The organism is Streptomyces sp. NPDC001380, from assembly GCF_042895785.1.
Taxonomy (GTDB): domain Bacteria; phylum Actinomycetota; class Actinomycetes; order Streptomycetales; family Streptomycetaceae; genus Peterkaempfera.
This window is the reverse complement of record NZ_JBIAWP010000009.1, coordinates 249,775-273,196: the sequence shown is the minus strand read 5'-3', so window position 1 is coordinate 273,196 and position 23,422 is coordinate 249,775. Positions and strand designations below refer to the sequence as shown.

Sequence of the window (23,422 nt, the reverse complement as noted above, 5' to 3'; positions counted from 1 at the left end):
GCGGCCCCCGGCTCCCCCGGGGCCGCCAGGTGACCCGCGCGGGGTGACGTCCCCCTGAGACCCCCACCCGGGAGAGGGCGCGGGGCGCGGCCGGAGGAGTCCGGCCGCGCCCCGCGCCCGCCTGCCGTCCGGGGTGCGGGTGCGGGTGCGGGTGCGGGTGCGGGTCAGCCGACCGTCCAGGTGTCGGCGCCGGCGAGGAGGGAGGCCAGGTCGCCCTGCCCGCGGGCGGCCGTGGCGGCGGTGAGCTGCTCGGTCATGAGGGTGTCGTAGACCGGGCGGTCGACGGCGCGCAGCACGCCGATCGGGGTGTGGTGCAGGGTGTCGGGGTCGGTGAGGCGGGAGAGGGCGAAGGCGGTGGTGGGGCTGGGGCTGTGGGCGTCGTGGACGAGGACGGCGGCGGCGTTCTCCGCCGTCACCCCGTCCGTGTACAGGTCGCCGGTGGCCGGGTCGCGGAAGACGCCCCGCGAGCCCCCGGCGCCGAAGCGGACCGGCTGCCCGTGCTCCAGCCGGATCACGGCCTCGTCGCGGGTGGCGGGCTCCTTGAGGGCGTCGAAGGCGCCGTCGTTGAAGATGTTGCAGTTCTGGTAGATCTCCACGAGGGCGGTGCCGCGGTGCTCGGCGGCCGCGCGCAGCACCGACTGCAGGTGGCGGCGGTCGGAGTCCAGGGTGCGGGCGACGAAGGTGGCCTCGGCGCCCAGGGCGAGGGAGACCGGGTTGAAGGGGGCGTCGAGGGAGCCCATCGGCGTCGACTTGGTGATCTTGCCGAGTTCGCTGGTGGGCGAGTACTGGCCCTTGGTCAGGCCGTAGATCCGGTTGTTGAAGAGCAGGATCTTGAGGTTGACGTTGCGGCGCAGGGCGTGGATGAGGTGGTTGCCGCCGATGGACAGCGCGTCGCCGTCGCCGGTGACGACCCACACGCTCAGGTCGGGGCGGGAGACGGCCAGGCCGGTGGCGATCGCCGGGGCGCGGCCGTGGATGGAGTGCATCCCGTAGGTGTTCATGTAGTACGGGAAGCGGGAGGAGCAGCCGATGCCGGAGACGAAGCAGACGTTCTCCCGGGCCAGGCCGAGCTCGGGCATGAAGGACTGCACCGCGGCCAGGATGGCGTAGTCGCCGCAGCCGGGGCACCAGCGGACCTCCTGGTCCGTCTTGAAGTCCCGGGCGGTCTGCGGGGCGGCGGCCCTGGGCACCAGGGAGAGCGCGGGCAGCGCGGCGGTGCCGTTGCGGGCGGTGCCGTTGCGGGCGGTGCCGTTGCGGGCGGTGCCGTCGGTGTCAGACATGGGCGGTCGGTCCTTCCCGGAGGGCTGCCTGGAGGGCGTCGGCGAGCTGCTCGGCCTTGAACGGCATGCCGCTGACCTGGGTGTGGGAGCGGGCGTCGACCAGGTACTCGGCGCGGATCAGCCGGGCGAGCTGGCCGAGGTTCATCTCGGGCACCACCACCCGGTCGTAGGAGCGCAGCACCGCACCGAGGTTGGCGGGGAACGGATTGAGGTGGCGCAGGTGGGCCTGGGCGACGCGGCCGCCGGCGGCGCGCACCCGGCGCACCGCGGCCGTGATCGGCCCGTAGGTGGAGCCCCAGCCCAGCACCAGCAGCGGGGCGTCGCCGTCCGGGTCGTCCACCGCCAGGTCCGGCACCGCGATCCCGTCGACCTTGGCCTGGCGGGTGCGGACCATGAAGTCGTGGTTGGCCGGGTCGTAGGAGATGTTGCCGGTGCCGTCCTGCTTCTCGATGCCGCCGATGCGGTGCTCCAGCCCCGGCGTGCCGGGCACCGCCCAGGGGCGGGCCAGGGTGCCGGGGTCGCGCTTGTACGGCCAGAAGACCTCGGTGCCGTCCTCGGCGGTGTGGTTGGGACCGGTGGCGAACTCCACCCGCAGGTCGGGCAGCGCGTCGGTGTCGGGGATGCGCCAGGGCTCGGAGCCGTTGGCCAGGTACCCGTCGGAGAGCAGGAAGACCGGCGTGCGGTAGGTCAGCGCGATGCGGGCGGCCTCCAGGGCCGCGTCGAAGCAGTCGGCGGGGGTGGCGGGGGCGACGACCGGCACCGGGGCCTCGCCGTTGCGCCCGTACATGGCCTGCAGCAGGTCGGCCTGCTCGGTCTTGGTGGGCAGGCCGGTGGAGGGGCCGCCGCGCTGGATGTCCACGACCAGCAGCGGCAGCTCCAGCGAGACCGCCAGTCCGATCGTCTCCGACTTCAGCGCCACGCCGGGCCCCGAGGTGGTCGTCACCGCGAGCGAGCCGCCGAAGGCGGCGCCCAGCGCCGCGCCGATGCCGGCGATCTCGTCCTCCGCCTGGAAGGTCCGCACGCCGAAGTTCTTGTGCTTCGACAGCTCGTGCAGGATGTCGGAGGCCGGGGTGATCGGGTACGAGCCGAGGAAGAGCGGCAGGCCGGAGCGGTGCGAGGCCGCGACCAGGCCGTAGGAGAGCGCGAGGTTGCCGGAGATGTTCCGGTACCGGCCCGGGGCCAGGGAGGCGGGGGCGACCTCGTAGGAGACGGCGAAGTCCTCGGTGGTCTCGCCGAAGTTCCACCCCGCCCGGAAGGCGGCGACGTTCGCCTCGGCGATCTCGGGGCGCCCGGCGAACTTCTGCCGCAGGAACCGCTCGGTGCCCTCGGTGGGCCGGTGGTACATCCACGACAGCAGGCCGAGCGCGAACATGTTCTTCGCCCGCTCGGCGTCCTTGCGGGCCAGCCCGGAGTCCTTCAGGGCCTCCACCGTGAGCGTGGTGAGCGGCACCCGGTGGACGTTCCACGCCGCCAGCGAGCCGTCCTCCAGCGGGTCGGCCGCGTAGCCGACCTTGGCCAGGGCGCGCCTGGTGAACTCGTCGGTGTTGACGATGACCTCGGCGCCGCGCGGCACGTCCGCCAGGTTGGCCTTGAGCGCTGCCGGGTTCATCGCCACCAGCACGTGCGGGGCGTCGCCGGGGGTGAGGATGTCGTGGTCGGCGAAGTGCAGCTGGAAGGACGACACCCCGGGCAGCGTGCCGGCGGGGGCGCGGATCTCGGCGGGGAAGTTCGGCAGCGTGGACAGGTCGTTGCCGAAGGACGCGGTCTCCGACGTGAAGCGGTCGCCGGTGAGCTGCATGCCGTCGCCGGAGTCCCCCGCGAACCGGATGACCACGCGGTCCAGCCGTTTCACCTGCTTGACGGGCCCGCCCGCCGGGCTCCGGGACTCCCCGGGCGGGCCGCCGGGCGCCGCCGCCCCGTCCGCCGCCTCCGTCTGGTCGACCTGGCTGGTCACTGGCCTGGACCTCCCTCGAGGCCACCACGAGCGGGCGCGAGCCGTGTGCTCCCGTCCACGTGGTGCACCGTCCTCATCCTATGCGGGTAAGGGTTGCCTATGTCAGGAGCCCGGGATGCTCGCGGGGCGCCTTTCACCCCCTTCGTCCAACCACGCGCACGCCGGGTCCGCTCCCCCGCCGAGGACGGCGCGGGGCAGGCTCGGGCGGGCCTCAGGAGCGCAGGTACGCCAGCACCGCGAGCACCCGCCGGTGGTCCTCCGGGCTCTGGGCGAGCCCCAGCTTGAGGAAGATGTTGCCGACGTGCTTCTCGACCGCGCCGTCGGAGACGACGAGCTGCCGGGCGACGGCGGTGTTGGTGCGGCCCTCGGCCATCAGCGCCAGCACCTCCCGCTCGCGCGGGGTCAGCGACTCCAGCACGTCGGCCCGGCGGCTGCGGCCGATCAGCTGGGCCACGACCTCCGGGTCCAGGGCGGTCCCGCCCGCGGCCACCCGCTCCACGGCCTCGGCGAACTCCCGCACCTCGGCCACCCGGTCCTTCAGCAGGTAGCCGACGCCGCGGGTGGAGCCGGCCAGCAGCTCGGAGGCGTAGCGCTCCTCGACGTACTGGGAGAGGACCAGCACGCCCAGCCCTGGGTGGCGGCGGCGCAGCTCCACGCAGGCCCGCACGCCCTCGTCGGTGTGGGTGGGGGGCATCCGCACGTCGGCGACGACGACGTCCGGGAGGCGGCCGGCGCCGGCCAGCTCCTCGACGGCCGCCAGCAGGGCCGCGCCGTCGCCGACGCCGGCCGCGACCTCCATCCCGCGGTCGGTGAGCAGGCGGGTCAGGCCCTCCCGCAGCAGTACGGAGTCCTCGGCGATGACGACGCGGAGCATGGCGGCCTTCCGGTGGGCGGCTGGACGGCTGGGCGGCGGACGGGACCGGCGGACGCCGGTCCGGGCCCAGTCTGGCCCACCGGGCAGCCGCGGCGGGCGGAAGGGCCGGGGTTCCGCGGCGCGCCGCGGCCGGGCGCGTGCGGGCCGGCGCGGCGGGCCCGCCCACGCGGCCCGGCCCACCCGGTCCGGCTCATACGGCCCGGCTCATGCGGTCCGGCTCATACGGTCCGGCTCATACGGCCGGGCCCTCCGGGCGCCGCGAGCCGCCCGCTCACATGGTGCGGACGGCCACCGCGTCGCAGAGCCCCTCCAGGGCCGCGCGGGCGGGGCAGTGCGGCAGCCGGCCCAGCAGGGCGCGGGCCTCGTCCGCGTACTGCAGGGTCTCGCGGCGGGCCCGCTCCAGCGCGGGGTGGCGGCGCAGCAGGCCCAGGGCCTCCGCGTGCCGGGCGTCGTCGGCGAGGTCGCCGTCGAGCAGCTCCCGCAGCCGGGTGTCGTCCGGGTCGGAGGGGTCGGCGGGCATGGCGCGCAGCAGCAGCACGGGCAGCGTGGGGACGCCCTCGCGCAGGTCCGTACCGGGCGTCTTGCCGGACTCGTGGCCGTCGCTGGCGACGTCCAGGATGTCGTCGGCGAGCTGGAAGGCGGTGCCGATCCGCTCCCCGAACTCGGTGAGGACGTCCACCGTCCGCTCGTCGGCGCCGGAGAGCATGGCGCCGAACCGGCAGGAGACCGCCACCAGCGCACTGGTCTTGCCGCTGATGACGTCCAGGTAGTGCCGGACCGGGTCGTCGCCCGGCCGGGGGCCGGCGGTCTCCAGGATCTGGCCGGTGACCAGCCGCTCGAACGCCTCCGCCTGCAGCCGCACCGCCTGCGGGCCGAGGTCGGCCAGCACCTGCGAGGCGCGGGAGAAGAGGAAGTCGCCGGTGAGGATGGCGACGGAGTTGTCCCAGCGGGCGTTGGCACTGGGGGTGCCGCGCCGCACGGGCGCCTCGTCCATCACGTCGTCGTGGTAGAGGGTGGCGAGGTGGGTGAGCTCCACGACCAGGGCGGCCGGGACGACGCCGGGGGCGGCCGGGTCGCCGAAGTGGGAGGCGAGGAGCACCAGCAGCGGACGGAACCGTTTGCCCCCGGCCGCGAGCAGGTGCTGGGCGGCGGCGGTGATGAACGGCGTGTCGCTCTTGGTGGCATCCAGCAACGCCTCCTCGACAGCGGCCATGCCGTACCGGACGCCGGCCTCGAGGGCCTCGTCCTGCATGCTCAGCCCGAAGGGGCCCACGACGGTCACGGAGACCACTCCTGTCGCTGGTCGTTCCTGCGGCCCTGGCGGCGGCCGCCGATGCCATCAAGGGCAGGGTATCCGGTCGCTCTTCGATCACTGCGTGGGCACTGCTCCCCGGGCCGCGCCGACGCCGTCCGGCGGGGGTCCGCGGCCGATGGGCGAGGATGGGGGGACGCGGGCGGGAGCGGCGGGTGCGGAGGAGGTGCGGCGGTGGCGGACGGCGGGACGCGGGTGCTCGGCATGGGCCGGGCCGAGCTCGTGGCGCCCGACTGGCCGCCGCTGACCGGGGACGAGACCGCCCGGCTGCTGGACCGCGTGCCCGGGACCGGCGGCCTGGACGCGGTGCTGTGGCGCAGCCCACGGCCCCTGTCGGCGGGCGCGCTGGTCCGGACCCGCGACGGCCGGCGCCTCTTCGTCAAGCGCCACCACCGCTCGGTGCGCCGCGCCGCCGCGCTGGCGGAGGAGCACCGCTTCCTGGCGCACCTGGCGGCGCGCGGGGCGCCGGTGGCCCGGGTGCTGCCCGACCGGGACGGGGCGACCGCGGTCGCGTGCGGCCCGTGGACGTACGAGGTGCACACGGCGCTTCCGGGCGAGGACCGCTACCGGGACCGCTTCTCCTGGACGCCGTACCTGTCGGCGGCCCAGGCCCGCTCCGCGGGCGCGGCCCTGGCGCGTCTGCACCTGGCCGCCGAGGGGTACGGGGCGCCGCCGCGCGGGCCGCTGCCGCTGCTGGCCTCGCACGAGGTGTTCGGGACGGCCGGCGACCCGGTGGCGGCCCTGGCGGCCTTCGCCGCGGCCCGGCCGGGCCTGGGGGAGCTGCTGGAGCGGGTGGACTGGCGGGGCGACCTGGAGCGGGTCCACCTGCGGCTGGTCCCGGACCGCCCGCCGGAGCTGGCGCCGCTGTGGACGCACGGCGACTGGCACGGCAGCAACCTGCTCTGGGGCGGCGGCGCGGGCGAGGACGCGGGCGGCGGTGACGGGGGCGGCGACGCGGTGGCCGCCGTCCTCGACTTCGGCCTGGCGAACCGGACCACCGCCGTCCACGACCTGGCGACCGCGCTGGAGCGGTGCGCGGTGGAGTGGCTGCGCCTGCCGGAGCTGGGCGCGGCCGCCGTGCACCCCGGCCAGGCGGAGGCGCTGCTGGACGGCTACCGGTCGGTGCGGCCGCTCTCCCCCGCCGAGGCGGCGGCCCTGCCGGAGGTGCTGCCGCTGGTCCACGCCGACTACGCGCTGTCGGAGGCCTGGTACTTCCACACGGTGCTGGGGCGCACGGAGCAGGCGCTGGAGACGTACCGGGACTACTTCACGGGCCACGCGGCCTGGTTCGCCTCGGACGCAGGGCGGGCGTTCACGGACGGCCTGCGCAACATGTGCTCGACATTCGTGCAACAGAGCATTGCTCTGAGTGCATGGCAACGACCATAGGGTTCCGGCCGACCGAGGAAGACGAACGCATCATCCGCGCCGCCATGCGCAACGGTGAGCGGACCAGTGACGTCATCCGGCGTGCCCTGCGCCTGCTGGAGCGGGAGGTCTGGCCGGCCCAGGCCCGGTCCGACGCCGAGCGGCCGGCCGGCGAGGACCTCTCCGCCGAGGAGGACGCCTGGTGATCCGGGGCACCGTCTACCGGGTGGACCTGGGCGATGCCGAGCGGGGGCATGAGCAGCGCGGCCGCCGGTACGGCCTGGTGCTGAGCCCGGGCTCCATGCCCTGGACCGTGGCCACGATCGTTCCCACCTCGGCCAGCGCGCAGCCCGCCGTGTTCCGCCCGGAACTGGAGATCGGCGGCACCGTGACCCGGTTCCTGGTGGACCGGCTCCGTTCCGTCGGCGTCGACTGCATCCACGGCGAGCCGGTCCACTACCTGGGCAGGGACGAGTTGGCCGGGATCGAGCATGCGGCGTCGCGCTGCCTGGGGCTGTGAACCGCCCGGACGGCCCGGGGGACGGGCGGGCGGTCCCCTCCCGGACGTGCCCGCGCCCCCGGCGCCGCGGGGGCGGCCGGGGGCGCGGGCGCGCGCAGGGGCGCGCGGGTGACCGGGCGGGTCAGCGGACGAAGACCGACGCCTTGTCCGCCAGGTCGAGGAAGTACTGCGGCAGCAGGCCGAGCACGACCGTGACCAGCACGCCGAGGCCGATGGCGGTGGCGGTGAGCGGGCTGGGGACCGCCACGGACGGGCCGTCCGCCTTCGGGTCGGAGAAGAACATCAGGACGATGACGCGGATGTAGAAGAAGGCCGCGACCGCCGACGACAGGACGCCCACGACCACCAGCGGCACCGCGCCGCCGGACGCCGCCGCCTGGAAGACGGCGAACTTCCCGGTGAAGCCGGACGTCAGCGGGATGCCCGCGAAGGCCAGCAGGAAGAGCGCGAAGACCGCCGCCACCAGCGGCGAGCGCCGCCCGAGGCCGGCCCACCGCGACAGGTGGGTGGCCTCGCCGCCCGCGTCGCGGACCAGGGTGACCACGGCGAAGGCGCCGAGGGTCACGAAGGAGTACGCCGCCAGGTAGAAGAGCACCGAGGAGACGCCCGCCCGGTCGGTGGCGATCACGCCGGTGAGGATGAACCCGGCGTGGGCGATGGAGGAGTACGCCAGGAGCCGCTTCACGTCGGTCTGGGTGACCGCCAGGACCGCGCCCGCCACCATGGTGAGGATGGCGACGCCCCACATCACCGGCCGCCAGTCCCACCGCATGCCGGGCAGGGCCACGTACAGGAGCCGCAGCAGGGCGCCGAAGGCGGCGACCTTGGTGGCGGCGGCCATGAAGCCGGTGACCGGGGTGGGGGCGCCCTGGTAGACGTCCGGGGTCCAGGCGTGGAAGGGGACGGCGCCGACCTTGAAGAGCAGGCCGACGGCGAGCATCGCCAGGCCGATCAGCAGCAGGGCGTCGTTCCCGGTGGTGCCCGACAGGGCCGGGGTGACGGGGGCCTTGCCGGAGACCACGTCGGCGATGCCGCCGAGCGACACGGTGCCCGCGTAGCCGTAGAGCAGCGCGGTGCCGAAGAGGAAGAAGGCGGAGGCGAAGGCGCCGAGGAGGAAGTACTTGACGGCCGCCTCCTGGGAGAGCAGGCGGCGCCGCCGGGCGAGGGCGCAGAGCAGGTAGAGCGGCAGGGAGAAGACCTCCAGCGCCACGAACATGGTCAGCAGGTCGGACGCGGCGGGGAAGAGCAGCATGCCGGCGACCGCGAACAGGGTGAGCGGGAAGACCTCGGTGGTGGCGAAGCCCGCCCTGGCCGCCGCCTTCTCCTGGTCGCTGCCGGGCACGGCGGAGCCCTGCGGGGCGAAGGCGTCCACGGGCGCGCCGTCGGCGCCGCGCGGCTCCAGCCGCCGCTCGGCGAAGGAGAGCACGGCGACGACGGCGACGAGCAGGATGACGCCCTGGAGGAAGAGCGCGGGTCCGTCGACGGCGACCGCGCCCATGGCGGCGAGGCCGGCCCTGGTGGTGGCGTAACCGCTCGCCGCGAGCGCGACCACGGCGGCGAAGGCGCCGGCGAGGCCCAGCAGGGCGATGGCGACCTGGCCGGTGTACCGGGCGCGCCGGGGCAGGAACGCCTCGGCGAGGATGCCGGCCACGGCGGCGCCGAGGACGACGAGCATGGGCGACAGCTGCCCGTACTCGATGTGCGGCGCGGGGATGGCGGGGTTGTCGCCCGCCGCCGTCCACAGGGTGTGGACGGCGGCGGCCGTTGCGGGGGCGGTCACTTCGCCACACCTCCGGGGGAGTCGGTGCCGGCGGTCGCGTACGAGAACCACGGCTGCTCGGCGGCCGGGTGGGCCGGCTTCGGGTCGGTGCGGTGGACGTCGGCCATGGTGGCGCCGACGGCGGGGTTGACGATGTCGGCGACCGGCTTGGGGTGGACGCCGAGGACGACCAGCAGGACGATCAGCGGGGCGACGACCGCCACCTCGCGGACCCTCAGGTCGGCCATGGAGCCGACGCCCTCGCGGACCGGGCCGGTCATGGTGCGCTGGTACAGCACCAGGACGTAGAGCGCGGCCAGCACGATGCCGAGGGTGGCGACGACGCCGAGCGCCGGGTACCGGGTGAAGGTGCCGACCAGGACCAGGAACTCGCTGACGAACGGCGCCAGGCCCGGCAGCGACAGCGTCGCCAGGCCGCCGACCAGGAAGGTGCCGGCCAGCACCGGGGCCACCTTCTGCACGCCGCCGAAGTCGGCGATGAGGCGGCTGCCGCGCCGCGAGATGAGGAAGCCCGCGACCAGCATGAGGACGGCGGTGGAGATGCCGTGGTTGACCATGTAGAGGGTGGCGCCGCTCTGGCCCTGGGTGGTCATCGCGAAGATGCCCAGGATGATGAAGCCGAAGTGGGAGATCGACGCGTAGGCGACGAGGCGCTTGATGTCCTTCTGGCCGACGGCGAGCAGGGCGCCGTAGAGGATGCCGACCACCGACAGCACGAGGATCGCCGGGCCGAAGTACGTGGACGCGTCGGGGAAGAGGCCGAGGCAGTAGCGGAGCATCGCGAAGGTGCCGACCTTGTCGACGACCGCGGTGATGAGGACGGCGGTGCCGGCGGTGGACTCCCCCATCGCGTTGGGCAGCCAGGTGTGCAGCGGCCACAGCGGCGCCTTGACGGCGAAGGCGAAGAAGAAGCCGAGGAAGAGCGCCTTGCCCACCGTCGGGTCGATCGCGAGCCTCCCGTCGGAGACGGCCCGGGTGATCGTCGCCAGGTCGAAGGTGCCGCCCCCGCCGCTGCCGAGCCCGGCGCGGGCGGTGAGGGTGTACAGGCCGACGACGGCGGCCAGCATGACCAGGCCGCCGACCAGGTTGTACAGCAGGAACTTGACGGCGGCGTAGGAGCGCTGCCGCGCGGCGTCCGGCCCGCCCGCCCGGTCCCCGAAGCCGCCGATGAGGAAGTACATCGGGATGAGCATGGCTTCGAAGAAGACGTAGAAGAGGAAGACGTCGGTGGAGAGGAACGAGACCAGCACCATCGCCTCGACGGCCAGCACCAGGGCGAAGAAGCCCTGGGTGCGGCGCGGCCCCTCGAAGCTGTGCGGGTCCTCGGGGTCGGCGTCGTGCCAGGAGGCCAGCATCACCAGCGGCACCAGCACGGCGGTGAGCAGCGCCAGCACCACGCCGATGCCGTCGACGCCGAGCGAGAAGGAGATCCCGAAGCTGCGGATCCAGGTGTACGACTCGGTGAGCTGGTAGCGGTCGCCGCCCGGGTCGAAGCGGGCGGTGGCGACCGCCGCCAGGGCGAGGGTCGCGGCGGAGAAGGCCAGGGCGACGGCCTTGGGGGTGCGCCGCCTGGCCGCGGTGGTCGCGGCCGGCAGCGCCGCGGTGACGACCGCGCCCACCGCCGGCACGGCGGCGGTGACGGTCAGCAGCGGAAAGGGCATCAGACCGACCTCATCAGGAGAGTGGTGGCGACCAGGACCGCGGCGCCGCCGAACATGGAGAGGGCGTAGGAGCGGACGAAGCCGTTCTGCAGCCGCCGCATCCGGCCGGAGAGGCCGCCGACCGCGGCGGCCAGGCCGTTGACGAAGCCGTCCAGGCCCTTGCTGTCGGCGTAGACCAGGCCGCGCGTCAGGTACTCGCCGGGGCGGACCAGGACCGCGTGGTTGATGTCGTCCTGCAGCAGGTCGCGGCGGGCGGCGCGGGTGAGGGCGGAGCCGACCGGCGGGGTGACCGGCACGGGCTGGCGCCCGTACACGGCCCAGGACCAGGCGACACCGGCGGCGACGCAGGCCAGGGTGAGGCCGCTGACCGCGACCGGGCTCAGCGGCGAGTCGCCCTCGGCGTGGCCGGTGATCGGCTCCAGCCAGTGGAGGAAGGCGTTGTTGAGGGCGAAGAGGCCGCCCGCGAGGACCGAGCCCACCGCGAGGACGACCATGGGGACCGTCATCACCGCGGGCGACTCGTGCGGGTGCGGCTCGTGCCCCTCCGCGTCGGTCCGCCAGCGCTTCTCGCCGAAGAAGGTCATCAGCATCACGCGGGTCATGTAGAACGCGGTGACCGCCGCGCCGACCAGGGTGACCGCGCCGAGGATCCAGCCCTCGGTGCCGCCCTTGGCGAAGGCGGCCTCGATGATCCGGTCCTTGGACCAGAAGCCCGACAGGCCGGGGAAGCCGATGATCGCCAGGTAGCCGAGGCCGAAGGTGACGAAGGTGACGGGCATGTACGTCCTGAGGCCGCCGTAGTGGCGCATGTCCACCTCGTCGTCCATGCCGTGCATGACCGAGCCCGCGCCGAGGAAGAGCCCCGCCTTGAAGAAGCCGTGGGTCACCAGGTGCATGATCGCGAAGGCGTAGCCGACCGGGCCGAGGCCCGCCGCCAGCACCATGTAGCCGATCTGCGACATGGTCGAGCCGGCCAGCGCCTTCTTGATGTCGTCCTTGGCGCAACCGACGACCGCACCGAAGAGCAGGGTGACCGCGCCGACGCAGACGACGACCAGCTGGGCGTCGGGCGCCAGGTTGAAGATGGCCGCGGAGCGGGTGATGAGGTAGACGCCGGCGGTGACCATGGTGGCGGCGTGGATGAGGGCCGAGACCGGGGTCGGGCCCTCCATGGCGTCGCCGAGCCAGGACTGCAGCGGCACCTGGGCGGACTTGCCGCAGGCGGCCAGCAGCAGCATCAGGCCGATCGCGGTGAGCTTCCCCTCGCCCGCGTCCCCGGCCGTGGCGAAGACCGGGCCGAAGGCGAAGGAGCCGAACTGCGCGAACATCAGCATGATCGCGATCGACAGGCCGACGTCGCCGACGCGGTTGACGATGAAGGCCTTCTTGGCGGCGGTCGCCGCGCTGGGCTTGTGCTGCCAGAAGCCGATCAGCAGGTACGAGGCGAGGCCCACGCCCTCCCAGCCGACGTACAGCAGCAGGTAGTTGTCGGCGAGGACCAGCAGCAGCATCGCCGCGAGGAAGAGGTTGAGGTAGCCGAAGAAGCGGCGGCGGCGCTCGTCGTGGGCCATGTAGCCCACCGAGTACAGGTGGATGAGGCTGCCGACGCCGGTGATCAGCAGGACGAAGGTCATGGACAGCTGGTCCAGCTGGAAGCCGACGTCGGCCTGGAACCCGCCCACCGGCACCCAGGAGTACAGGTGCTGGTGGACCGGTCGCTGGTCGACGGGCTGCGCCAGCATGTGGGCGAAGAGGGCCGCACCGGCCGCGAAGGAGGCGGTGGAGGCGAGGAGGCCCAGCCAGTGGCCGAGGCGGTCCAGGCGGCGGCCGCCGAGGAGCAGCAGGGCTGCCCCCGCGAGCGGGGCCGCGACGAGCACGGGGATGAGTGCGTTCACGGGTTCGTCTGCCTCCGCCTACAGCTTCATGAGGTTGGCGTCGTCGACGGACGCCGAGTGCCGGGTGCGGAAGATGCTGACGATGATCGCCAGGCCGACCACGACCTCGGCGGCGGCGACCACCATGGTGAAGAACGCGATGACCTGGCCGTCCAGGTTGCCGTGCAGCCGGGAGAAGGTGACCAGGGCCAGGTTGGACGCGTTCAGCATCAGCTCGACGCACATGAACAGGACGATCGCGTTGCGCCGGACCAGGACGCCGGTGGCGCCGATGGTGAAGAGCAGCGCCGCGAGGTACAGGTAGTTGACGGGGTTCACTGCTGCTCGGCCTCCTCGGTGCGGGCCCCGCTGCGGGTCTCCGGACGGGCTTCCTCGCGGGCGGCGTCGCCGGCCTCGTCCCCGGCGCCCGCGGCCAGCGGGACGCGGGCGGAGGCCGCCACCCGGCGCGGCGGGGGCGTGCGGCCGAGGTAGTCGGCGGTGGAGGTCTCCAGCTGCTCCATGCGGCGCAGCATGTCCCCGCTGACGTCCCGGATCTGGCCGCGGGCGCGCAGCGTCGGGTTGACGGTGAGGTCGGAGGTGGTGCCGTCGGGCAGCATGCCGGGGATGTCCACCGCGTTGTGCCGGGCGTAGACGCCGGGCGCGGGCAGCGGGGTGACCTGCACGCCCTCGCGGACGCGCCGGGCGGCCAGCTCGCGCTGGGTGGCCCGCTCCTCGGTGCGCTCCCGGTGGGTGAGCACCATGGCGCCGACGGCGGCGGTGATCAGCAGGGCGCCGGTGACCTCGAAGGCCCAGACGTACCGGGTGAAGACCAGCCGGGCCAGGCCCTGCACGTTGCCGTCGGCGTTGGCCTGCGCCAGGCCGGTGAAGGTGCGGAGGCGGGCGTTGGCGATGCCGGCCATGAGCAGCACGCCGAAGCCGGTGCCGCAGAGGGCGGCGGCCCACCGCTGGCCCCGCAGGGTCTCCTTGAGGGAGTCGGCCGAGGTGACGCCCACGAGCATGACGACGAAGAGGAAGAGCATCATGATCGCGCCGGTGTAGACGACGATCTGGACGACGCCGAGGAAGACCGCGCCCTGCGCCATGTAGCAGACCGCGAGGGCCAGCATGGTGGCGGCGAGGCAGAGCGCGCTGTGCACGGCCTTGCGCATGAGGACCATGCCGAGGGCGCCGCCGACGGCGACCACGGCCAGGATCCAGAACTGCACGGCCTCGCCGGTGGAGGTGGCGCCCGTGACGGCCGCGGCCAGGTGTGCGGTGGTCATGACCGGCCCGCCTCCTCGGCCTCGTGCCCGGCCGCATCCCGGGACCGGGACTGGGTCTCGGTGCCGGGGGCGGCGGCGGTGACCTCGCCGCGGTAGTAGGCGCCCTCGTCGGTGCCGGGGTACATGGCGTGCGGCGGGGGGACCATGCCCTCGGTGAGGCCGGCCAGCAGTTGCTCCTTGGTGAAGATCAGGTCGGCGCGGCTGCGGTCGGCGAGCTCGTACTCGTTGGTCATGGTGAGCGCCCGGGTGGGGCAGGCCTCGATGCAGAGCCCGCAGAGGATGCAGCGGGCGTAGTTGATCTGGTACACCGCGCCGTACCGCTCGCCCGGGGAGTAGCGCTCCTCCTCGGTGTTGTCGGCGCCCTCCACGTAGATGGCGTCGGCGGGGCAGGCCCAGGCGCACAGCTCGCAGCCGACGCACTTCTCCAGGCCGTCGGGGTGCCGGTTGAGCTGGTGGCGGCCGTGGAAGCGGGGCGCGGTCTCCTTCTTCTGCTCGGGGTACTGCTCGGTGAGGCGCTTCTTGAACATGGCCTTGAAGGTCACGCCGAATCCGGCGGCCGGGCCCAACATGTCAGGCACCGTCGGCTCCCTTCGGGTCGGAGGTGCCGCCGCCCACGGCGGCGGGTTCGCCGGGCTCCTCCAGTGCGGGGGACGGCTGCTGGACGCGGCTCCTGCGCCGCGGTACGGGCGGGAGCTCCTGGCCGGGCATGGGCGGGACGGGGAAGCCGCCCGCCATGGGGTCGAAGGGCTCCTGCGGCTGCTCCGGCACGGCCTTCTCCCGGCGCCGCAGGACGTCCCAGACCGACGTGAGCAGGATGACCACGAGGATCGGCGCGCCGACGTAGAGGACGACCTGGGGGAAGCCGTAGCCCTCGTTGCGCAGCGCGCGGACGGTGGCGACCAGCACCAGCCAGACCAGCGAGACCGGGATGAGGACCTTCCACCCCAGCTTCATGAACTGGTCGTAGCGGAGCCGGGGCAGGGTGCCGCGCAGCCAGATGAAGAAGAAGAGCAGCAGCTGGATCTTGACCGTGATCCAGAGGATGGGCCACCACCCGTGGTTGGCGCCCGCCCAGACGGCGCTGACCGGCCACGGGGCCCGCCAGCCGCCCAGGAAGAGGGTGGAGGCGACGGCCGAGACGGTGACCATGTTGACGTACTCGGCGAGCATGAACATCGCGAACTTCAGCGAGGAGTACTCGGTGTTGAAGCCGCCGACCAGCTCGCCCTCGGCCTCGGGGAGGTCGAAGGGGGCCCGGTTGGTCTCGCCGACCATGGCCACGATGTAGACCAGGAAGGAGACCGGCAGCATCACCGCGAACCACCGGGGCTGCTGCGCCTCGACGATCTGCGAGGTGGACATCGACTTGGAGTAGATGAACACCGCGGCGAAGGAGAGGCCCATCGCGATCTCGTAGGAGATCATCTGCGCCGCCGAGCGCAGGCCGCCGAGCAGCGGGTACGTGGAGCCGGACGACCAGCCGGCCAGCACGATGCCGTAGATGCCGACCGAGGCGGTGGCCAGGATGTACAGCATGCCGATCGGCAGGTCGGTGAGCTGCATCGTGGTGCGGGTGCCGAAGATCGAGACCTCGTGCCCGGCCGGGCCGAAGGGGATCACCGCGAAGGCCATGAAGGCCGGGATGACGCAGACGATCGGGGCCAGGACGTAGACGGCCTTGTCGGCGCCGGTGACGACCAGGTCCTCCTTGAGGGCCAGCTTCACGCCGTCGGCGAGCGACTGGAGCATGCCCCAGGGGCCGTGCCGGTTGGGGCCGATCCGCAGCTGCATCCAGGCGACGACCTTGCGCTCCCAGACGATCGCGATCAGCACCGTGACGACCAGGAAGGCGAAGGTGAAGACGGCCTTGAGGAGCACCAGCCACCAGGGGTCGGTGCCGAAGAGGCCGGCCTGCTGCGCGGTGTCGGCGAGGGCCGCGGGGGTCATCGGTCCTCCTCCCCGTTCTCGGAGGGGTTCTCGGAGGGGTTCTCGGAGGGGCTCCCGGAGGTGCCCGCCGGGACGGCGGGCGCCGGCGCGACGGAGACGACGCTCCCGGTGCCGGTGCCCAGCGCCCGCAGGGCGCCGCCGTCGGTGGAGTTGAGCGGGAGCCAGACCGTGCGGTCGGGCATCCCGGCGGTGACGGCGAGCGGCAGGACCACCGACCCGGCGGGGCCGGTGACGGCGACCGGGGCGCCGTCGGCGGCGCCGGCCTCGGCGGCGGTCGCGGGCGAGAGCCGGACGACGGCGGGGTGGCGGGTGCCGGCCAGGTGGACGTCGCCGTCCTGGAGCACGCCGCGGTCCAGCAGCTGGCGCCAGCCGCCCAGGACGGCCTGGCCGGCGGCGGGCCGCGGCACCGGGCCGCGGTGCTCGGCCGGGGCCTGGGCCCGGGTGCCGGTCCACGGGCCGAGGGCGTCCAGCTCGCGGCGGGCCGCGGTGAGGTCCGGGAGGCCCAGGTGGACGTCCATGGCGTCGGCCAGCATGGCGAGGACCTGCAGGTCGGAGCGGAGGTGCCGCTGCGTCTGCTGGTCCGGCTTGAGGGCGGCCTCGAAGAGCCGCACCCGCCCCTCCCAGGTGAGGAAGGTGCCGGCCTTCTCCGCGACGGCCGCCACCGGCAGCACGACGTCGGCGCGGGCGGTGACCTCGGAGGGCCGCAGCTCCAGGCTGACGAGGAACGGCACCGCGTCGAGCGCGGCCTCGGCGGCGGCCGGGTCCGGCAGGTCGGCGGTCTCCACGCCGCCGACCAGCAGCGCCCCCAGCTCGCCGGAGGCGGCGGCCGACAGGATCCGCCCGGTGTCGCGCCCGGCGTCGGCCGGGATCGCGGCGATGCCCCAGGCGGCGGCGGTCTGCGCCCGCGCGTCGGGGTCGGCGGCGGGCCGTCCGCCGGGCAGCAGGCCCGGCAGCGCGCCGGCCTCCAGCGCGCCCCGCTCCCCGGCCCGGCGCGGCACCCAGGCCAGGCGGGCGCCGGTGGCGCGGGCGAGCCGCAGGGCGGCGGTGAGCGCGCCCGGCACGGTGGCGAGCCGCTCGCCGACCAGGACGACCGCGCCCTCGGCGCGGAGCAGGTCGGCGGCGCGGCCCGCGTCCTCGACCAGGGGCTCGTCGCCGGCGAGGGCGTCCAGCCACTCGGCCTCGGTGCCGGGCGCCGCGGGCAGCAGGGCGCCGCCGAGCTTGGCCAGGCCCCGGGAGGCGTGGGTGGCGAGCGAGAAGACCCGCAGGCCCCTGCGGGAGGCCTTGCGCAGCCGCAGGAAGACGATCGGCGACTCCTCCTCGGGCTCGAGGCCCGCGAGGAGGACCGCCGGGGCGGCCTCCAGCGTCCGGTACGAGACGCCCGCCCCGTCGAGGTCGATCCCGTGCCCGGCGACGGCGGCGGCCAGGAAGGCGGCCTCCTCGGCGCTGTGCGGGCGGGCGCGGAAGTCGACGTCGTTGGTGGCGAGGGCGACCCGGGCGAACTTGGCGTACGCGTAGGCGTCCTCGACCGTGGACCGGCCGCCCACCAGGACGCCCGCGCGCCCGCGGGCGGCGGCGAGCCCGGCGGCGGCCCGCTCCAGGGCCTCCGGCCAGGAGGCGGGGACGAGCTCCCCGTCCTCGCCGCGGACCAGCGGGGTGGTGAGCCGGTCGCGCTGCTGGGCGTAGCGGAAGGCGAACCGGCCCTTGTCGCAGTTCCACTCCTCGTTGACCTCCGGGTCGTCCCCGGCGAGGCGGCGCAGCACCTTGCCGCGCCGGTGGTCGGTGCGGACCGCGCAGCCGGAGGAGCAGTGCTCGCAGACGCCGGGCGAGGAGACCAGGTCGAACGGCCGCGACCGGAACCGGTACGCGGCGGAGGTGAGCGCGCCCACCGGGCAGATCTGGATGGTGTTGCCGGAGAAGTACGACCGGAAGTCGTCGCCCTCGCCGGTGCCCACCTGCTGCAGGGCGCCGCGCTCCACCAGGTCGATGAAGGGGTCGCCCGCGATCTGCTGCGAGAAGCGGGTGCAGCGGGCGCACAGCACGCACCGCTCGCGGTCCAGCAGGACCTGGGTGGAGATCGGGACGGGCTTGGCGTAGGTCCGCTTGGCGCCCTCGAAGCGGGTGTCGGGGGCCCCGGTGGACATGGCCTGGTTCTGCAGCGGGCACTCGCCGCCCTTGTCGCAGACCGGGCAGTCCAGCGGGTGGTTGATGAGCAGCAGCTCCATCACCCCGCGCTGCGCCTTCTCGGCGACCGGGGAGGTGGCCTGGGTGCGGACGACCATCCCGTCGGTGACGGTCGTGGTGCAGGAGGCCAGCGGCTTGCGCTGCCCCTCGACCTCGACGATGCACTGGCGGCAGGCCCCGGCGGGGTCCAGCAGCGGGTGGTCGCAGAACCGGGGGATCTGGACGCCGATCAGCTCCGCGGCGCGGATCACCAGGGTGCCCTTGGGCACCTGGAGGTCGACGCCGTCGATGGTGACGGTGACAAGGTCTTCCGGTGGCGGCGCCGCGGCCGTCCCTTCCGGTGTGCCGGTGGTGACGGTCATTTAGGCGAGCACCCCCTTCTCCTGGGCGGGCCGGCGGGCGGCGTTTCCGTTGACGGCGGGCTGCCGCCCGGCCCAGACGGTGGACGCCGCCGGGTCGAAGGGGCAGCCGCGCTGGGCGATGTGCTGCTCGTACTCCTCGCGGAAGTACTGGAGCGAGGAGATGATGGGGCTGGCGGCGCCGTCGCCGAGGGCGCAGAAGGACTTGCCGAAGATGTTGTCGGCGATGTCCAGCAGCTTGTCCAGGTCGGCCTGGACGCCCTCGCCGGCCTCGATGCGGCGCATGAGCTGCACCAGCCAGTAGGTGCCCTCGCGGCAGGGGGTGCACTTGCCGCAGGACTCGTGGGCGTAGAACTCGGTCCACCGGGTGACGGCGCGGACCACGCAGGTCGTCTCGTCGAAGACCTGGAGGGCCTTGGTGCCGAGCATCGACCCGGCGGCGCCGACGCCCTCGTAGTCGAGGGGCACGTCCAGGTGCTGGTCGGTGAACATCGGCGTGGAGGAGCCGCCCGGCGTCCAGAACTTCAGCCGGTGGCCCTCGCGCACGCCGCCGCTCATCTCCAGCAGCTGCCGCAGGGTCACCCCGAGCGGCGCCTCGTACTGGCCGGGGTTGGTGACGTGCCCGGAGAGGGAGTAGAGGGTGAAGCCGGGGGACTTCTCGCTGCCGAGCGAGCGGAACCACTCCTTGCCGCGGTGCAGGATGGCCGGCACCGAGGCGATGGACTCCACGTTGTTGACCACGGTCGGGCAGGCGTACAGGCCGGCGATCGCGGGGAACGGCGGCCGGAGCCTGGGCTGGCCGCGGCGGCCCTCCAGGGAGTCCAGCAGCGCGGTCTCCTCGCCGCAGATGTACGCGCCGGCGCCCGCGTGCACGGTGATGTCCAGGTCGAAGCCGGAGCCCTGGATGTCCCGGCCGAGCAGGCCCGCCGCGTACGCCTCGGCGACGGCCGCCTGGAGGCGGCGCAGCACCGGGACGACCTCGCCGCGCAGGTACACGAAGGCGTGGCTGCAGCGGATCGCGTAGCTGGCGATCACCATGCCCTCGATGAGGCTGTGCGGGTTGGCGAAGAGCAGCGGCATGTCCTTGCAGGTGCCGGGCTCGGACTCGTCGGCGTTGACGACGAGGTAGTGCGGCTTGCCGTCGCCCTGCGGGATGAACTGCCACTTCATGCCGGTGGGGAAGCCGGCGCCGCCGCGGCCGCGCAGGCCCGCGTCCTTGACCAGGGCGATGACCTCGTCGGGCTGCATGCGCAGCGCGGCGGCGAGGCCCTGGTAGCCGTCGTGGCGGCGGTAGGTGTCCAGCGTCCAGGGCCGGTGGTCGTCCCAGGTGGCGGAGAGGACCGGGGTGAGGAGCTTCTCCGGTCCCGCCTCCCCGACCAGGCTGTCGGCGGTCATCGGTCCTCGCCTCCTTCCGGTGCGGCGGGCCCGGCGGCGTCGCCGGTGCGGTGGGGGTCGGACGCGGCCGTCTCGGCGGGGGCGTCGTGCGCGGAGGGGGCGCCCTGCGACGGGCCCCCCGGCGCCGCGTCGGCGCCCTCCTGGTGGCGGGGGGAGACGACCCTGGCCGTGCCGCCGCCCGGCAGGGTCTCGCCGCGGGCGAGGCGCAGCCCGGCGAGGGAGGGGGCGCCGCCGGCGCCGGACGCGTCGAGCGCGCCGGGCCGCTCGTCGGGGAACCCGGCGAGGATGCGGGACGTCTCCCTGAACGTGCAGAGCGCCGCGCCCCGGGTGGGGAGGACCGTGTGGCCGGCCCGCAGGTCGTCCACGAGCCGCTTGGCGCTCTCCGGCGTCTGGTTGTCGAAGAACTCCCAGTTCACCGTCATCACCGGCGCGTAGTCGCAGGCGGCGTTGCACTCGATGTGCTCGATCGAGACCGCGCCGTCCTCGGTGGTCTCGTTGTTCTCGATCCCGAGGTGCTCCTTGAGCTCGGCGAAGATCTGGTCGCCGCCGAGGACCGCGCACAGGGTGTTGGTGCACACCCCGACGTGGTACTTCCCGGCGGGCCGGCGCCGGTACATGGTGTAGAAGGTCGCCACCGCGGTGACCTCGGCCGTGGTGAGGCCGAGCTGCTCGGCGCAGAACCGGATGCCGGTGGGGCTGACCCAGCCCTCCTCGGACTGCACCAGGTGCAGCAGCGGCAGGAGTGCGGAGCGGGCCACCGGGTAGCGGCCGATCAGCTCCTTCGCGTCGGCGTCCAGCCGGGCCCGTACGTCCGCGGGGTAGTCCGGCGCCGGCAGCGCCGGCATGCCGAGCCCGACGGGCTGCGCCGCGGGCCCCTCGTGGGTCGTCGCCGTCTCGTGGGTCGTCACCGGTCCACGCCTCCCATCACCGGGTCGATGCCGGCCACCGCGACGATGACGTCGGCGACCTGGCCGCCCTCGCACATCGCCGCCATGGACTGCAGGTTGGTGAACGACGGGTCGCGGAAGTGGACCCGGAACGGCCGCGTGCCGCCGTCGCTCACCGCGTGCACGCCGAGTTCGCCCTTGGGGGACTCCACGGCCGCGTACGCCTGCCCGGCCGGGACGCGGAAGCCCTCGGTCACGAGCTTGAAGTGGTGGATCAGGGCCTCCATGGAGGTGCCCATGATCTTCCGGATGTGGTCGAGGGAGTTGCCCATGCCGTCGGGCCCGATGGCGAGCTGGGCCGGCCAGGCGATCTTCTTGTCCTCGATCATCACCGGTCCCGGCCGCAGCCGGTCCAGGCACTGCTCCACGATCCGCAGCGACTGCTTCATCTCCTCCAGGCGGATGAGGAACCGGCCGTAGGAGTCGCAGGTGTCCGCGGTGGCGACCTCGAAGTCGTAGGTCTCGTAGCCGCAGTAGGGGTCGGACTTGCGCAGGTCGTGCGGCAGGCCGGTGGAGCGCAGGATCGGGCCCGTCACGCCGAGCGCCATGCAGCCGGCCAGGTCCAGGTGGCCGACGTCGACCAGGCGGGCCTTGAAGACCGGGTTGTCGGTGGCGAGCTTGTCGTACTCGTGCATCCGGGAGCGGAGCAGCTTGACACCCTCGCGGACCTGGTCGACGGCGCCGGACGGGAGGTCCTGCGCGAGGCCGCCGGGGCGGACGTACGCGTGGTTCATCCGCAGGCCGGTGACCAGCTCGAAGATGTCGAGGATGATCTCGCGGTCCCGGAAGCCGTAGATCATCAGCGTGGTGGAGCCGATCTCCATGCCGCCGGTGGCGAGGCAGACCAGGTGGGAGGAGATCCGGTTGAGCTCCATCATGAGGACCCGGATCACGGTCGCCCGGTCGGGCACCTGCTCGGTGACGCCGAGGAGCCGCTCCACCGCGAGGCAGTACGCCGTCTCGTTGAAGAGCGGCGTCAGGTAGTCCATGCGCGTGACGAAGGTGGTGCCCTGCGTCCAGCTCCGGAACTCCATGTTCTTCTCGATGCCGGTGTGCAGGTAGCCGATGCCGCAGCGGGCCTCGGTCACCGTCTCGCCGTCGATCTCGAGGATGAGCCGGAGCACGCCGTGGGTGGACGGGTGCTGGGGGCCCATGTTGACGATGATCCGCTCGTCGTCCGCCCTGCCGGCGGCCGCGGCCACGACCTCGTCCCAGTCGCCGCCGGTGACCGTGAAGACGCGCCCCTCGGTGGTCTCCCGGGTCCCCGCCGCGGCGGCCCCTGCTGTCTGCTGGCTGTCCGTCATCAGGAGTACGACCTCCGCTGGTCGGGCGCCGGGATCTGGGCGCCCTTGTACTCGACGGGGATGCCGCCGAGCGGGTAGTCCTTGCGCTGCGGGTGGCCCAGCCAGTCGTCCGGCATCATGATCCGGGTGAGCGCGGGGTGGCCGTCGAAGACGATGCCGAAGAAGTCGTACGCCTCGCGCTCGTGCCAGTCGTTGGTGGGGTAGACCGCGACGGTGGACGGGATGTGCGGGTCCGCGTCGGGCGCGGACACCTCCACCCGGACCAGCCGGCCGTGGGTGAGCGACCGCAGGTGGTACACCGCATGCAGCTCGCGCCCGTGGTCACCCGGGTAGTGGACGCCGCTCACGCCGAGGCAGAGCTCGAAGCGGAGCGCCGGGTCGTCGCGCAGGGTGCGGGCGACCTGGAGCAGGTGCTCGCGGCGGACGTGGAAGGTCAGCTCGCCGCGGTCGACGACGGTCTTCTCGACCGCCTCGGCGGGGCCGGCGCCGCGGCCCGCCTCCGCCTGCTCCTCCAGCGCGCCCTCCAGCTCGTCGGCGACCTCGTCGAACCAGCCGCCGTACGGGCGCGTGCTCCCGCCCGGGAGCGTGACCGGGGCGACCAGGCCCCCGAAGCCGGAGGTGTCGCCGGTGCCCCGGGTGCCGAACATGCCGCGGCGGACGCCGATGACCTCCTCGCGGCCGCCCTCGCCGCGGGGGGCGGGGAGGGAGCCGTCGGCCTTCCCGTTCGCGCCGTTGTGGCCGTTCGCGCCGTTGTGGCCGTTCGCGCCGTTGTGGCCGTTCGCGCCCCCCGACCCGTTGGCGCCGCCGGCGCCGTTGACGCCGCTCACCGCAGCAGCCCCTTCATCTCGATCGTCGGGACCGCCCGCAGCGCCTCTTCCTCGGCCTGCTCCTCCGCCCTGCGGCGGTTCACGCCCAGCTTCTCGTGCTGGATCTTGTCGTGGAGCTTGAGGATCGCGTCCATCAGCATCTCGGGCCGCGGCGGGCAGCCGGGCAGGTAGATGTCGACGGGCACGATGTGGTCGACGCCCTGGACGATCGCGTAGTTGTTGAACATGCCGCCCGACGAGGCGCACACGCCCATGGAGATGACCCACTTCGGGTTCGCCATCTGGTCGTAGACCTGGCGGAGCACCGGGGCCATCTTCTGGCTCACCCGCCCGGCGACGATCATCAGGTCGGCCTGGCGCGGCGAGCCGCGGAAGACCTCCATGCCGAACCGCGCCAGGTCGTACCGGCCCGCGCCCGTCGTCATCATCTCGATGGCGCAGCAGGCCAGCCCGAAGGTGGCCGGGAAGAGCGACGCCTTCCGCACCCACCCGGCGGCGGTCTCCACGGTGGTGAGCAGGAAGCCGCTCGGCAGTTTCTCCTCGATACCCATGTGTT

Annotated in this window: 20 protein-coding genes; 3 read left to right on the top strand and 17 right to left on the bottom strand. The window is 73.9% G+C overall.

The genetic code is table 11. The features are described from left to right. Positions 1–164: 164 nt before the first annotated feature. The 4 genes from ACFY07_RS14310 to ACFY07_RS14295 all read right to left on the bottom strand — a co-directional run bounded on the left by ACFY07_RS14310 (position 165) and on the right by ACFY07_RS14295 (position 5,390). Positions 165–1,280, bottom strand: a complete 1,116-nt coding sequence (locus ACFY07_RS14310) for a 2-oxoacid:ferredoxin oxidoreductase subunit beta (RefSeq protein ID WP_390868909.1) — start codon at positions 1,278–1,280, stop codon at positions 165–167. Continuing rightward, positions 1,273–3,234: a 2-oxoacid:acceptor oxidoreductase subunit alpha gene (locus ACFY07_RS14305; protein WP_390868908.1), complete on the bottom strand. Its 1,962-nt coding sequence runs from the start codon at positions 3,232–3,234 to the stop codon at positions 1,273–1,275. Before ACFY07_RS14305 ends, ACFY07_RS14310 begins: the two co-directional genes overlap by 8 nt. Positions 3,235–3,445: 211 nt before the next feature. Beyond that, on the bottom strand, positions 3,446–4,108 hold the full coding sequence (locus ACFY07_RS14300) for a response regulator transcription factor (protein ID WP_230746309.1): 663 nt from the start codon (positions 4,106–4,108) through the stop codon (positions 3,446–3,448). A 271-nt stretch (positions 4,109–4,379) separates the two neighbouring features. Further along, positions 4,380–5,390: a polyprenyl synthetase family protein gene (locus tag ACFY07_RS14295; protein WP_390868907.1), complete on the bottom strand. Its 1,011-nt coding sequence runs from the start codon at positions 5,388–5,390 to the stop codon at positions 4,380–4,382. A 204-nt stretch (positions 5,391–5,594) separates the two neighbouring features. Here ACFY07_RS14295 and ACFY07_RS14290 point away from each other — a divergent pair, with 204 nt between their 5' ends. From ACFY07_RS14290 to ACFY07_RS14280, 3 genes are read left to right on the top strand one after another with little or no spacing between them, the layout of a single operon-like run. Next, positions 5,595–6,809 carry a phosphotransferase enzyme family protein gene (locus tag ACFY07_RS14290; protein ID WP_390868906.1) on the top strand — a complete coding sequence of 405 codons (1,215 nt, stop codon included), beginning with the start codon at positions 5,595–5,597 and terminating at the stop codon, positions 6,807–6,809. Then, entirely contained in the window at positions 6,794–6,994 is a 201-nt protein-coding gene (locus tag ACFY07_RS14285; RefSeq protein WP_390868905.1) for a hypothetical protein, read from the top strand. The genes ACFY07_RS14290 and ACFY07_RS14285 overlap by 16 nt, the downstream gene beginning before the upstream one ends. After that, a complete protein-coding gene (locus ACFY07_RS14280) occupies positions 6,991–7,308 on the top strand; it encodes a type II toxin-antitoxin system PemK/MazF family toxin (RefSeq protein ID WP_390868904.1) in 318 nt (105 codons plus the stop codon). The genes ACFY07_RS14285 and ACFY07_RS14280 overlap by 4 nt, the downstream gene beginning before the upstream one ends. Before the next feature lie 121 nt (positions 7,309–7,429). Here the strand turns inward: ACFY07_RS14280 and nuoN are convergent, their stop codons facing one another. The 13 genes from nuoN to ACFY07_RS14215 are packed head-to-tail and all read right to left on the bottom strand — an operon-like array spanning position 7,430 to position 23,417. After that, entirely contained in the window at positions 7,430–9,088 is a 1,659-nt protein-coding gene (nuoN, locus tag ACFY07_RS14275) for an NADH-quinone oxidoreductase subunit NuoN (RefSeq protein WP_390868903.1), read from the bottom strand. After that, positions 9,085–10,749: an NADH-quinone oxidoreductase subunit M gene (locus ACFY07_RS14270; protein WP_390868902.1), complete on the bottom strand. Its 1,665-nt coding sequence runs from the start codon at positions 10,747–10,749 to the stop codon at positions 9,085–9,087. Before ACFY07_RS14270 ends, nuoN begins: the two co-directional genes overlap by 4 nt. Next, positions 10,749–12,644: an NADH-quinone oxidoreductase subunit L gene (gene nuoL / locus ACFY07_RS14265; RefSeq protein WP_390868901.1), complete on the bottom strand. Its 1,896-nt coding sequence runs from the start codon at positions 12,642–12,644 to the stop codon at positions 10,749–10,751. The genes ACFY07_RS14270 and nuoL overlap by 1 nt, the downstream gene beginning before the upstream one ends. Positions 12,645–12,662: 18 nt before the next feature. Continuing rightward, positions 12,663–12,962 carry an NADH-quinone oxidoreductase subunit NuoK gene (gene nuoK / locus ACFY07_RS14260; protein WP_230746295.1) on the bottom strand — a complete coding sequence of 100 codons (300 nt, stop codon included), beginning with the start codon at positions 12,960–12,962 and terminating at the stop codon, positions 12,663–12,665. Then, positions 12,959–13,906, bottom strand: a complete 948-nt coding sequence (locus ACFY07_RS14255) for an NADH-quinone oxidoreductase subunit J (protein WP_230746287.1) — start codon at positions 13,904–13,906, stop codon at positions 12,959–12,961. The genes nuoK and ACFY07_RS14255 overlap by 4 nt, the downstream gene beginning before the upstream one ends. Then, positions 13,903–14,475, bottom strand: a complete 573-nt coding sequence (gene nuoI / locus ACFY07_RS14250) for an NADH-quinone oxidoreductase subunit NuoI (RefSeq protein WP_390868932.1) — start codon at positions 14,473–14,475, stop codon at positions 13,903–13,905. The genes ACFY07_RS14255 and nuoI overlap by 4 nt, the downstream gene beginning before the upstream one ends. A gap of 1 nt (position 14,476) precedes the next feature. After that, positions 14,477–15,853 carry an NADH-quinone oxidoreductase subunit NuoH gene (gene nuoH, locus ACFY07_RS14245; protein WP_390868900.1) on the bottom strand — a complete coding sequence of 459 codons (1,377 nt, stop codon included), beginning with the start codon at positions 15,851–15,853 and terminating at the stop codon, positions 14,477–14,479. Continuing rightward, positions 15,850–18,396, bottom strand: a complete 2,547-nt coding sequence (locus tag ACFY07_RS14240; protein WP_390868899.1) for an NADH-quinone oxidoreductase subunit G — start codon at positions 18,394–18,396, stop codon at positions 15,850–15,852. The genes nuoH and ACFY07_RS14240 overlap by 4 nt, the downstream gene beginning before the upstream one ends. Beyond that, positions 18,397–19,788 carry an NADH-quinone oxidoreductase subunit NuoF gene (gene nuoF / locus ACFY07_RS14235; protein ID WP_390868898.1) on the bottom strand — a complete coding sequence of 464 codons (1,392 nt, stop codon included), beginning with the start codon at positions 19,786–19,788 and terminating at the stop codon, positions 18,397–18,399. Then, positions 19,785–20,633 (bottom strand): NADH-quinone oxidoreductase subunit NuoE, encoded by an 849-nt coding sequence (gene nuoE, locus ACFY07_RS14230; RefSeq protein WP_390868930.1) that lies wholly within the window; start codon positions 20,631–20,633, stop codon positions 19,785–19,787. The genes nuoF and nuoE overlap by 4 nt, the downstream gene beginning before the upstream one ends. A 59-nt stretch (positions 20,634–20,692) precedes the next feature. Further along, positions 20,693–22,039, bottom strand: coding sequence for an NADH-quinone oxidoreductase subunit D (locus tag ACFY07_RS14225; RefSeq protein WP_230746279.1), 1,347 nt, complete (start codon positions 22,037–22,039; stop codon positions 20,693–20,695). Continuing rightward, positions 22,039–22,866 (bottom strand): NADH-quinone oxidoreductase subunit C, encoded by an 828-nt coding sequence (locus tag ACFY07_RS14220; protein ID WP_390868897.1) that lies wholly within the window; start codon positions 22,864–22,866, stop codon positions 22,039–22,041. The genes ACFY07_RS14225 and ACFY07_RS14220 overlap by 1 nt, the downstream gene beginning before the upstream one ends. Continuing rightward, positions 22,863–23,417 (bottom strand): NADH-quinone oxidoreductase subunit B family protein, encoded by a 555-nt coding sequence (locus tag ACFY07_RS14215; protein ID WP_230746275.1) that lies wholly within the window; start codon positions 23,415–23,417, stop codon positions 22,863–22,865. The genes ACFY07_RS14220 and ACFY07_RS14215 overlap by 4 nt, the downstream gene beginning before the upstream one ends. Positions 23,418–23,422: the final 5 nt, after the last annotated feature.